We start from the raw sequence: 12,017 nt of genomic DNA, 5'->3' as shown, positions 1-12,017 counted from the left end.
GCACCCACCTTCTGCGAGGCTTGACCGGTTGCGAAAGCGAAACCATCTGTCCGGACAACTCCGGTACACCGAAGAATTGATACCGTTTTTGCTGCCGTGCACAACAGAAAAGTCGAGGGTTCCCGGCGGTTTATCGGGCTTTTCCAAGATAGGGGAAAAGCTGAAGCACCCCGCCGATCACATAGAGATAGATGCCCGTCAGCACCACGCCCCAGACCAGCCAGGCAGGCGAATCGAAATGCAGCAGCAGGGAATAGCCCGAGAGCGCGCACCAGAGCAGGAAAATCCCGAGGTTGAGCGACCGCAGGCGCTTCACGCGCACCGGATGCAGGAAATTGACCGGCAGGAAGGTGACGATTACCGAGGTCACCACCACGATCATCGCGGTGGCCTCGCTGGCTTGGATCACGAAGAGGGTGAGGATCACCATGTTCCAGACCACCGGGAAGCCGGAGAAGAAATATTCCTCCGTCTTCATGCCGGTATCGGCATAGTAGATGGCACTCGACACGACAATCATGCCGGCGGCAACGAAGGACCAGGTCTCGCCGATCATGCCGCTCTGGTAGAGCGCAAAGGCCGGCAAAAGCACGTAGGTCACGTAGTCGATGATGTTGTCCAGCGTGTCGCCGGACCAGTTCGGCAGCACTTCCTTGACCCGCACCTTGCGGGCGATCGGGCCATCAATGCCATCGATCAGCAGCGCCAGCCCCAGCCACCACCACATGTCGACGAAACGGTGTTCGGCAGCAGCCACCACGCCGAGAAAGGCGAGGAAGGAGCCGGACGCCGTCAGCACATGCACGGAAAAGGCGCGGATTTCCGCATAGGGCACTTTCCGGTAATTGAAAATTCGCCTGATCACGCCCTGCTCCGAAGCTCCTGTCGAAAGCCGGTCATATGCGGCCAATCGGCGCGCTTTGCAACCTTATCGAGGGGCATCCGGCAAAGCCCATGGATAAGTGTCACAAGTTTGCCTAGATAGGGCCGACAGCAGACAAGAGAAGAAGGCGGTCATGCAGGACATCGAAATCGCAGTTGTGGGTGAAGGACTGGCCGGTTCGGTGGCGGCGCTCGCCCTGGCGCGCGCCGGCCGCAAGGTCGTGCTGATCGCACCGCGCCAGAACCGCCAGGACCGGCGCACGACCGCGCTGATGGACCAGTCCATCCGCTTTATCGACAGCCTCGGCCTGTGGCGGGCGCTGGAGCAGGCCTCGGCCGCCCTTTCCGTCATGCAGATACTCGACGGCACGACGCGGCTGTTCCGGGCGCCGCCGGCGCAGTTTCGGGCCGCCGATGTCGGCCTGTCCGCCTTCGGCTACAACATTCCAAACAGCGTGCTGATGCAGGTGCTGTCCGATGCCGTCACGGCCGAGCCGAACATTGCCCGTGTCGATGCCAGCCTGGAACGGCTGGATCTGCAGGCCGATGTCGCACATCTTACCCTCTTCGATGGCCAGACGCTTGCGGCGGCCTTCGTGATCGGCGCCGATGGCCGCGGCTCGAAGGTGCGCGAGGGCGCCGGTATCGGAACCCGCCGCTGGGCCTATCCGCAGACAGCGGTGGTGCTGAATTTTGCCCATGAACATCCACATGGCAACGTCTCGACCGAATTCCACACCGAAACCGGCCCCTTCACGCAGGTTCCCCTGCCCGGCAGCCGCTCCAGCCTCGTCTGGGTGGTGAAGCCCGAGGAGGCCGAGCGGTTGCTCGCGCTGCCGCTCGAGGCACTGTCGAGCGCCGTGGAACTGCGCATGCAATCGCTGCTCGGCAAGGTGACGGTCGAGGCGGGCGTTGAATCCTGGCGGCTTTCCAGCCTGATGTCGGACCGGTTCGGCAAGGGCCGTGTCGCCCTGGTCGGAGAGGCGGCACATGCGTTTCCACCGATCGGCGCGCAGGGCCTCAACCTGTCGCTGCGCGACGTGATGGAACTGGTGGATCTGCTGAAGACGGCGGGCGAGCGGCCGGTGGCCGGCGATGCCGGTGACCGCTTCAACCGCCGCCGCCGCCCAGACATCATGACGCGCACGCTGGGCGTCGACCTGCTCAACCGCTCGCTTCTGTCGGATTTCCTGCCGATGCAGGTGGCACGCGCCGCGGGACTGCACATGCTGACGGCCGTCGGGCCGCTGCGCAACATCCTGATGCGCGAGGGCGTCGAACCGGGCCGCAGCCTGAAGGACCTGGCAGCCGGCCTAAGGAACCCCTTCGATCGGAAGAAGGCCGGCTGAAATCAGGTAGAGCACCAGCGGCAGCGTGGCGATCGAGACCAGCGTGGTGATCAGCACTGTGGCCGAGGCACGCTCCTGCCACACGCCGTAGTGCTGGCTGATGACGAAGACATTGGTGGCGGTCGGCAGAGCGGCAAGCAGCACGGCCGCGTGCACCCAGGCCGCCTCGATGCCGCCGACGAGGCGCAGAGCTGCATACATGGCGGCAGGCAGAATCACGAGTTTGGCGAGCGTGATCGTGCCGATCTCGACCGGAACGCGCCGCAGCGGCCTGAGCGCCAGCGTGACCCCCATGGCAAACAGTGCGCAGGGCGCCGCCGCCTGCGCCAGATAATCGATCAGCCGCAGGACCGCCACCGGCGGCTGCCCGCCGAGGGCCGCGACGAGAAAGCCGGCTGCGGTGGAGAGGATGAAAGGGTGCAGCGCCACGCGCCGCACCACCTCGCCGGCCAGTTGCAGCGGCGGACGACGGTCGCCGCCGGCAAGCGCCATCAGGGCGGGCGCCACGATGAAATGCATGGCATTTTCGAAGCAGACGATCAGCGCCACCGGCACCGCCGCCGCGTCTCCCAGCGCCAGCAGCGCAAGCCCCGGCCCCATGTAGCCGATATTGCCATAGGCACCGCCAAAGGCCTGGATGATGCTCTCGGCAAAGCTTGCCCGATGCAGCAGGCGGCCGGCGGCAAACACCAGCGCATAGACCGCATAGACGGCGGCAAGCTGCGTGACGATGAAATCGAGACGGGTCAGGTCGGCGATCGGCGTGCGCGACACCAGCTTGAAGAACAGCGCCGGCAGCGCGGCATAGACAATGAAGGTGTTCATCCAGCCGAGGGCATCCGCGCCCTGCCGCGTCACCTTCGCAGCCACGAAGCCGATCAGGATCAGGCCGAAGAACGGCAGCAGCAATGCAAGTATGGCAGCCACCGGTGAACCTCCGCTCCTTGTCCGCCCCGTCTGCCGGTTAGCATCCCTGCGGCCACAAGCGAAACGGAAACTCGCAACAATCCTCAGCCGATCTGAGTGAGGATCGGAAAAGTCTGCTGGAACCAGATCGCCATGTCGCTCACGAAGCCGAAGATGAAGGCAAGCCCGGTCAGCACCAGAAGCGCGCCCATCAGCTTTTCCACCAGCCCCAGATGCCGCCGGAAGCGGGAGAGGAAACGCATGAAGGCGCCGGAAAAGCCGGCAGCGATCCAGAAGGGCACCGCAAGCCCCAGCGAATAGATCGCCAGCAGCAGGGCGCCGTCCGCCACCGTCTGGCGCGAGGCGGCAACAGCAAGGATCGCGCCCAGCACCGGCCCGATGCAGGGCGTCCAGCCGAAGGCAAAGGCAAGGCCCATCACATAGGCGCCGGACCGGGTGGCCGGCCGCCCGCCCGCCTGAAAACGCGCCTCACGCGACAGCAGGCCGATGCGGAAGGCGCCGAGAAAGTTCAGGCCCATGACGATGATGATCAGCCCGCCGACCTTTGCCAGCACATCCATGTGCTGGCGCAGCAGCACACCGATCGTCGTTGCACCTGCCCCGAGCGCCACGAACACCGTGGCAAAGCCGAGTGTGAAGAACAGCGAGGAGAAAAGCACCGCCCGCCGCGCCACCAGCCCGCCGCCCGCCTTCTCTCCGCGAAACTGGTCAACGGAAATGCCTGCCATGTAGCACAGATAGGGAGGAACCAGCGGCAGCACGCAAGGCGACAGAAAGGACAGGGCACCGGCAATCAGTGCGCTGAAGAGGGAAATTTCGGCAATCGACAAGGCATTCTCCGTCCGCTTGCCCCCTCCATAACGAGGACAAGCGGCGCATGCCAATCACCTTTTTGCGCGGATGAGTGAGGAAGTGACCGAAGAGAGCGAGCACTCAGACCCGAAACCACCTGAGAGACCGGTGAGGTCAATATGCCTGCACGCTTCGCCCTTCATTTCCGCATATAGACTATACAACTGACCGCGCCATTTTCATTGACAAACGTCTTCAGCCGTTCGCCAAGCGAGTCGAGAATGCGCACAGCAGACTCCGTGGTTTTCCAGTTGGCGTCATCCATAATGATGACGCCGCCCTTCCTGACCTTCTTGGCGTATAGAACAACGTCTTCAGCCGCATTGAATACGGAATGGGCTCCGTCGATATGAAGATAATCGATCTCTGTGAAAGCGGTACTTGCTGAGGCAGAGGGAAGTTCGATTAACTTCACGAAATCAGACAAGCCGTTTTCGACGATGAACTTCAGGAAGCTCGATTTTATTTTCGAAAAATCGACCTTCAACCACCATTCGTCGTTCACCACTGTCGTCTTGTATTCAACGGCCACCTGCGGACTCCAGGTCTCGATGCCATAAATAACGCCCTTCTGGTTCGCCCGAAGCGCTGCAGCTGCAGGAACCAGGGACCGGCCGCCATACACACCGATCTCAACGCAAACTTCCGGCTTCAATTCCAAAATCACGTCGACGATGTAATTCGCCTTTTCATCGCTGCACCAACCTTGAAGTTCTTTCTGGCTGCGATTAACCACTTCCGATACGGAAGCTGCGCTCGCGGAAACGCCGACACCGTCAGAGTGCGACAGCTCAGAATCTATATTCTTCTTTGCATCCTCATGAACCTGAGGATTGACGCTGAAACTGTCCCCGTTCAAAATTGACAGCGAACTGGTTCCGGCCTTCTGCGCCAAATAGTCGACGTGAACCATTACCGCCTTTCGCCGAGGTTCGGATAAATTTTGCAGGGTCTCCGACAGGCGAGAGAAATATTGGGTATCACCACTCACGTCCCGCATTGCGGCTCCGATCTTCATTGCTTCATCATCTCCGGAGACCTTGCGTCTCAACCAACCATATTGATCAAAAGAAATGCCGCGGCGTCTTGAATCCGCCTCTGACGCGTAACTGTTTCCTGTCTGAAGAACGACCTTGGCAAATTCGCGGTCACTCGCAAAATCCGCATACAAGCACTCCCGATATCCCGGCTCCGGTTCGAAGCGGGGCTCGGCGGCGATCCCGTTTATCGTCAGCTTCAGCGCATCTCTGATCTCTTCGGACGCATAGCCGCGAATCCAGAGCTTGAACGTGAGCTGTTCACCTTTGGGAACGGGAAAAAACAATGTCGTCGTCGCGGACGGACCAGTCCAAACCGCGCAAGTGTTGGTCCGCGCGCCATCTCTTCCGTGGATACCGCTGGCAAATAGCGTACCCCGTACAGACAGTGCACCACCTCCACCGGTTTCCGACATTTCAGCGGCAAGTTTCTTGACACTTTGAGCAGCTTCGATCTCCTCGAAATCCTCCACGGAAAAGGCCTTCTCCCTGGAGTCCAGAGATTGGAAATCCTTCAGCTTCTTGTCGTACAGAATCCGGTCTCCTGCCGTAAGCTCCTCCAGGATATCCATTGCCTCGGCGATTTCTGATTCGGAAACATATGTCTTTGTTGCCTCGTTCAACCGCGCGCCATCCCGCGCCGGAGGGCATATTCCGAGGCGTGAACACACGACAGAAATGCTCTGCTCCATGCTTTCACTGATGCCGACGAAATGAAAGTTTTCCGCGATGTTGGACAGGGCCTGGTTCAGGATTCCTGCGTCATAGTCGGTGTACCAAAAACTGTTATCCAGCGAGGAAGCCAGCGCGCGAACCTGATAATTCTCGAAGAGTCCGCGCAGTGGACCTCTGCCGTGCTTGATCAGGTATTGCCGCAGGGATAGCGAACCGGCATCCCGAATGCCTATCAGGATTTCTTCATTGGTGCGGTGATCGCGGCCGGCCTCCCTTCGCCAATCGGCGAATTGAGATACCAGTCGTCTCACTGGATCGCGTAACACAGTGAACGAAAACGTTCTTTCCGGAATGTAGCCGATTAACGGGCGATGCGTGCAGACGATGTTTCTCCCCACGAAGCACATCTGCGCAAGCTTTTTTTCCTTATCGGCATCGCTCAGTCCGGTGATGGCAACATCGGCGTCGACGTCATCCCAGACCTGGCCATCGGGCGCATTCTGATAAATCCAGGTATTTAAATAGGTTCCACCGCATTTCTTAAGGTGATAGTGATATATGTTTTTGAACGCCCCATTATACATTACATGCCCGCCCCCTTAACGTTACGTATCTGCTACAGCCCGCCCGCCAACGATTTTTTTCCTCGTCTCAGTCAGACTAGACAGCAATGTCTTGTTGTGTGATGCGCACAAAAACGCTTCGTTTCGGGCTATGTAGTTTTGAAGCCTTTCCTGAGCCTTTTGATAGAAAGCCTCATCCGCCACGCCAATCCACTCATCCAGAATCAGGAGATCCGAGGGTTCGACGGTATTGATGGCAAATTGCAGTCGTGTCACCATCCCGGGAGAATAGGTCGATACCGGCATGTCGAAGAAGTCGCCGATCTCGGCAAACTCGGCCACGTTGTCGATGAAGTCGGCGAGAGGCACGCTTTCGATCCCAAGCAGACCGTGCTGCAGTTCGGCGTTCTGCCGCCCCGTCAATGCCTGGGACAGGCCCGCTCCGATGCTGATCAGCGGTCGCACGCTACCAAAGTGTTCGATGGTACCTGAGGCAAGCGGCAACAACCCGCCCAGCAGACGCAGCAAGGTCGTCTTGCCGCTGCCATTCGCTCCGGAAATGCCGATGCGGTCGCCGCTTCGGATATCCAGAGAAACCCTGTCTAGCGCCCGGATCTTCCAGACACCGTCCCTGCCCCGGAAAATACGCGGATCCTTGGTCGCCTGGCGGTCAGGCCGAAAGCCCCGCAGCGGAATTTCCACCGTCGCATCCACCAGTCGTGCAACCAGCGGCCGCGGGCCAACAGAATTTGCGTTCATGCAATCCATCCATAGACCATGGCCAGCCGCTGACGCCGATGAACGATGCGAAGCAGGACCAGGCCGCCAAGCACCAGGCCGATACAAACGGCGAGTGAGACCGCTGGCCAGTTGCCGTCGATCACCGGTGCTCGAACAACTTCGATGAGGTGATAGACGGGGTTGAAATCCGCGACCCAGCGATGTTCCGAAAAGCGATCGGCCGAATAGAAGACCGGGGTGATCAGGAAAACCAGAAGCAGGATCTGCGGCAGGAACCCGCGCAGGATGCGGAAGTTGTTGAAGACCACAGTCGCGATCGGTGACCAGATGATCACAACGACAGACGCGAGGAGCATGCCGACCGCGAAGGCCGGGAAATTGGCTGACATCAAGATCTCGTGATTGACGATGGCAATGACCACAAGGGCCGAAAGCAGTCGCGCCGAAAGCCCGAGCACGTAATCATAGGCATCAACCATGTAGATGATCAGGCTCGAAAGCCGCGGAAAGGCCAGAAAGCGCACGGCCCGCTCGCTGGCATTGGCCATTCTTCCAATGGCGGCCGACAGCGTCTGCCAGATGGCGAAGGACAGGCCGAAATAGGGAATGAACTCGCGCATGGGCTGAGCAAAAACCATCGACATGACCGTGCCCAGCACCGCCATATGGAGGGCGGTGGACAGGAAGGGACCAAACAGACCGAGGCCGGTTGACCGTCGGGATTCTGCAATTTCCGCCATGTAGAGCATGCGGGCAACACGGCGCTGACGAACCGCAAGGACGAGATCTTCGATCAGTCCACGCTCTATCCACAGCGACTGACGCTTCTGCAGGGTGACGTCGCCCTGGATGCTCGTCCCCACGTCGGCGTCACGCGATTCGCTGGTCAGGAAATCAGTCATTTTTCGGTACAAGCTCGCGATGGAAGGCTTCGATCTGGGCGTCCGCCAGATCGAAGCTTGCCTTGTAAACCGCGCGGTTGGTTTCCACCGTGTAGTGCAAAGGCAATCCCGGCGGCGGACTATCCGCAACGCTCGTCACTCTCTGGGCCAGTTCCAGATAATTGCCGACATCGAAGAAATTGAGGCGGCGCGGATTGTACCTTTCATACTGCAGAAAGGCCTTGTTGCGGGCGCAGACAATCCTGGCGCCGACGTCATTGGCAATCGCCAGCGGCCCCGAGGATGTCTGCCCGACCTCCTCATAGGGCAGCACGACGACATCGCAAAGCTGGATTGCCGAGGCAAATTCGTCGTCGCGCACGGCGCCCATGAAGTGAACCCTGCTCGAAATGTCCCGCATTCCCGACATCACCTGGCGCAGCAGGTCGGGATTATCGACATGCACGTTCAACTGTTCCCGGATTACCGGCTCCTTCTTGGTCAGCGCCTTCGGATCATAATCCTGCGTGACAAGACTGATGATCCTCTCCAGATAGGGATGAACCGAGTAGCCCTTGCGGATATCGTTGGGGTGCAGCCCGCCGAAAATCATCAGATGATAGTTGTCCGGCAAACGGCGTAGCGCCTGGATCGCGGTCAGAATGCCCTTGTAGGGGCTGACGAAGCCGAACACACCGAGGGTGACGGTATCCGGCCGCTGCTTGATGGCCGATGGAAGGCGAATATCGGTCCTCGGCGGAGCGGACGTGCCCTGCCCCCCATAGAACGCGAGTGGATGATCAAACACGCGCCTCAGGCCATATACCAGCCTGTGGGTGCGCGCATCCCGGCGGGTATGAAATATGGCAGAGGTCTTGGCACGCTTCTGCCTCTTTACCAGCGTACGCATGATGGGATTGCCCAGTTCGCGACCGCTGCGCATCTCCCGGAGGATCTCGAAAAAGGTGCGTCGGTCGAGATGACGCACCGCTCTGGCCAGATCCCGCAGTCCGCGCCCGCCAACTGGCAAAACGGTGTGGAACGTCACCGTCAGAGGCTTCGAATGTTCGATCAGCATTTCGAAACGCCGCACGATGTCCGACGGGGTTGCCCCGAGCGTGCCATGCTCAAGCTGAATATTCACGACATCGAAGTCAGAAAGTCGGCGGACGATGTCGGCGATCAGTTTGTCACCCAACTTGCGCAGGGGGCGCATGGTCGATCGCAGCAGATACTGGTCCAGATCAAAGACCGTGACTTCAAAATCCTGCTCCAGTTGCTTCACAAGAGCCTTGGTGTATCCTGCAATCCCGCAAAGATCATCAAAAGTCGATATGATCGCCAGTTTCCGCAAAGCAAGTGTCCCATTCTGTTTTCAAAATCGCTTCAGTTCTTCAGCCGACCCGCCTGAACCGGCTGTTTCGCGTGGCGTGCCACGGTCCGCGCATAGAGATCCATATAGGCTTCGATCATCCTGTCTCCCGTGAAATGGAGTCGATAACGCTCCTCGGCGCGCCGTCCCATCTGCGCGGCCTTGGCCGGATCGTCCCACAGCACGCGCATGGCCTGTGCGAGTGCTCCGGAATCTGCAGGAGGAACTACCAGCCCTGTCTCTCCGGCAATGTTGATATAGCTCGTCCCCGTTCCTATCTCGCTGCAAATGATCGGTTTGCCATACATCGCCCCCTCCAGCAAGGAAAGTCCGAACGCCTCGGCCCGCAGATGCGAGGGGAAGACAACGCCATAACACAACTTCAACAAGCATACCTTGTCCGCATCGGCAAGGTGGCCGAGGAAGTGCACGTTGCGCAAACCCAGTTCCTGCGCCTGCGACTTCAGTTGCCGTTCAACCGGCCCTGCCCCGACGATCACGATCGGATGGCTGACCTGCCTGGCCGCGTCCAGCAGAATGTGAAGGCCCTTGTAGTACCGCAAAACACCGATGAACAGGTAGAAGGGACAGCCGAACCGGCTCCGCCAGGCGGCCAGCAGTTTCTCATCCGGCTCCGGATAGTGCGACCGGTCAAGCCCGATCGGGATGACCTGTGTCTTCTCCTCGATCGACGACAGAACAGGACTTGTCATGACATAGTTCGGCGAAGTCGCGACAATGCAATCCACCGAATGAAGGAAGGCACCCTGCAAGGGCCGATAAAGCCTGTACAGCCACTTCTGCCGCACGATGTCGGAATGATAAGTGACGATCGCGGGCTTTTTCATGCGCGTGACGAAATGGGCGACATCCATGAAGGGCCATGGAAAATGGTAGTGAACCAGATCGGCGTGGGCGGACAGTTCCGTAAACCGGCGCAGGCCGGACAGGGAAAGACCGGTCGAGGCGAGATCCAGATCGCGGTGACAGCGATGAACGGTATAGCCGCCGAATTCCTGCCGATCCGGCGTGGGATTCGGCGAAAGAGACAGGACGTCGACCTGAGCGCCTCGGCGTGCCGCTCCAGCCGCCAGATGATGAATGACCTGCTCGATCCCCCCGACCGTCTCCGGCATTGCCGTCTTGAAGAAATGCAATATCCGCATGAGGGGTCTTCAGATCTTTCTCGTGGACGAATCCGCGGCGTCACAGGTCATGTTGCCTCCCACGGCACCACCTAGGCAGGGAAGCTTGCGCGAAACAGCATTCGCTGCCGTTCGGATCGCCAGCGGGATAACCTTCTCCTGGAGCCCTATATGATGAACGATCTTCATCGCCGATGATCAGCCTGTTGATGCGTCCACCGCTTGTGGACTGCCCGTTGAAACACCTCAAGCAGTCTCGGCAGAATCTCCACCTCCTCAAACCGTAACGCATTCGCGCGCGTCGATTCGGCAACACTTTCACCATTTTTCAGCATACACTCACACAATCCTGCTGCGATTTGCGACTCGCTCAGGGGATCAACAAGTACTGCGCCCTGACCGACGATGCCCGCCATCGCGGAATGTCTGGACGTCAGGACAAGCTTTCCGAACTGCTGAGCTTCGATAACCGGGTAGCCAAAGCCCTCATAAAGCGACGGCATGACGAGAAAACTGCAATGCTGATATAGTGTTGCAAGTCGAACCTCATCGACTGCATTAAGGTGCACAAGCCCTTCCGGGCGAGCGTCAAGCAAATGCCGTGTCTCGCCGTCTTTCCATCCGGAGCCACCGGCAATGACGAACAGAAACTGGCGGCGCAGGGTCTCCGGCAGCGCGAGAAAGGCACGGATCGTGCGCGCCAGGTTCTTCCGGGGTTCGATCGTACCGACGAACAGAATGAACTTCCGGTCTATGCCCAGAGCGGCAAGGCTGTCATGGGCCTGCGGTTTGGCAAGCGGCCGCACGATGTTGTGCACGACGCTTGTCTTCGCCCGTGTGTGCGGAAGAAGCGCGGTCAGATCCTCAGCCGTTTTCTCCGAAACGGCAATAATCTGATCCGCATGTCGAACCGCCTGCCGTGTCAGGAACTCGTCCCCCAGCCGGCGCTGCACCTGCATCGTCTGCGGCGCAAACTTCCACACGAGATCATGCACGGTCAGCACGCTGGGCGCAACGGCCGAGGCGCGGGCCGACAGTCTATGCGCCGGCGCCCAAAAAACGGATGGGCGGATCGCGGTCAGCATCCCGGGCAGATCGAAGGTGCCCCAATAGACCCGACCGAAAGCAGACGGCCGCCGGACGACATGCAGGTTGATGCGGGACAACTCCCCAAGTGGCGCAAAGTCCGCGTGCGGGTCATCGGGCAGACACAGATGTATCTCGTCAACCTTGCCATGCAGGGCCCAGATCGCGTTTTCGATCGAACGGGCGATACCGGAGCGTGGGCGAACAAGGTTGCGGGCGTCGACGGCAAGTCGCAATCTCATCGTCCTTCGCGTCTTCGTCATCGGCCACGACAGAGAACCTGTCGAGAGCCAGACTCCTCCATAACGGGAACGTTACATCCGTGACAATCATTTTCCATTGAACGGTGGCACAGAGATGGAGGAGGTTAAAGGCAACGCTAGGCCCTGTTGACAAAGTGGATTCCCAAATCAGCGGAAGCGTGATTCAAGACTACCTTTTAGGAGGCGGTTCTGGCTCGCGGCGACCTCACGGATATGGAATGGCGGATCATCGAGGGGTTATTGC

At 59.5% G+C, this 12,017-nt stretch carries 10 protein-coding genes; 1 reads left to right on the top strand and 9 read right to left on the bottom strand.

The genetic code is table 11. The features are described from left to right. Positions 1 to 130: 130 nt before the first annotated feature. On the bottom strand, positions 131 to 865 hold the full coding sequence (gene pcsA, locus KLP42_RS09020; protein WP_215565952.1) for a phosphatidylcholine synthase: 735 nt from the start codon (positions 863 to 865) through the stop codon (positions 131 to 133). Positions 866 to 1,016: 151 nt separating this feature from the next. Here pcsA and KLP42_RS09015 point away from each other — a divergent pair, with 151 nt between their 5' ends. After that, positions 1,017 to 2,231, top strand: a complete 1,215-nt coding sequence (locus KLP42_RS09015; RefSeq protein ID WP_215565950.1) for a UbiH/UbiF family hydroxylase — start codon at positions 1,017 to 1,019, stop codon at positions 2,229 to 2,231. Here the strand turns inward: KLP42_RS09015 and KLP42_RS09010 are convergent. The 8 genes from KLP42_RS09010 to KLP42_RS08975 all read right to left on the bottom strand — a co-directional run bounded on the left by KLP42_RS09010 (position 2,196) and on the right by KLP42_RS08975 (position 11,746). Beyond that, positions 2,196 to 3,158 (bottom strand): AEC family transporter, encoded by a 963-nt coding sequence (locus tag KLP42_RS09010; RefSeq protein WP_215565948.1) that lies wholly within the window; start codon positions 3,156 to 3,158, stop codon positions 2,196 to 2,198. The genes KLP42_RS09015 and KLP42_RS09010 overlap by 36 nt on opposite strands. Positions 3,159 to 3,241: 83 nt before the next feature. Further along, complete coding sequence (locus KLP42_RS09005; protein WP_215565946.1) at positions 3,242 to 3,988, bottom strand: cytochrome c biogenesis CcdA family protein; 747 nt, start codon at positions 3,986 to 3,988, stop codon at positions 3,242 to 3,244. A 161-nt stretch (positions 3,989 to 4,149) separates the two neighbouring features. Then, entirely contained in the window at positions 4,150 to 6,306 is a 2,157-nt protein-coding gene (locus KLP42_RS09000) for a class I SAM-dependent methyltransferase (protein ID WP_215565945.1), read from the bottom strand. Positions 6,307 to 6,327: 21 nt separating this feature from the next. Next, positions 6,328 to 7,044, bottom strand: a complete 717-nt coding sequence (locus KLP42_RS08995) for an ATP-binding cassette domain-containing protein (RefSeq protein ID WP_215565943.1) — start codon at positions 7,042 to 7,044, stop codon at positions 6,328 to 6,330. Further along, positions 7,041 to 7,928, bottom strand: coding sequence for an ABC transporter permease (locus tag KLP42_RS08990; protein ID WP_215565941.1), 888 nt, complete (start codon positions 7,926 to 7,928; stop codon positions 7,041 to 7,043). Before KLP42_RS08990 ends, KLP42_RS08995 begins: the two co-directional genes overlap by 4 nt. Then, positions 7,921 to 9,261, bottom strand: coding sequence for a glycosyltransferase family protein (locus KLP42_RS08985; protein ID WP_215565940.1), 1,341 nt, complete (start codon positions 9,259 to 9,261; stop codon positions 7,921 to 7,923). The genes KLP42_RS08990 and KLP42_RS08985 overlap by 8 nt, the downstream gene beginning before the upstream one ends. Before the next feature lie 32 nt (positions 9,262 to 9,293). Further along, positions 9,294 to 10,415 carry a glycosyltransferase family 4 protein gene (locus tag KLP42_RS08980; RefSeq protein ID WP_353844846.1) on the bottom strand — a complete coding sequence of 374 codons (1,122 nt, stop codon included), beginning with the start codon at positions 10,413 to 10,415 and terminating at the stop codon, positions 9,294 to 9,296. 194 nt (positions 10,416 to 10,609) lie between these two features. After that, positions 10,610 to 11,746 carry a glycosyltransferase family 4 protein gene (locus KLP42_RS08975; RefSeq protein ID WP_215565936.1) on the bottom strand — a complete coding sequence of 379 codons (1,137 nt, stop codon included), beginning with the start codon at positions 11,744 to 11,746 and terminating at the stop codon, positions 10,610 to 10,612. Between the last annotated feature and the right edge of the window lie 271 nt (positions 11,747 to 12,017).

It is taken from the genome of Rhizobium sp. CSW-27 (assembly GCF_018760785.1).
Lineage (GTDB): Bacteria > Pseudomonadota > Alphaproteobacteria > Rhizobiales > Rhizobiaceae > Neorhizobium.
The sequence above is the reverse complement of the archived record's forward strand: the minus strand, read 5'-3'. Positions and strand labels throughout refer to the sequence as shown.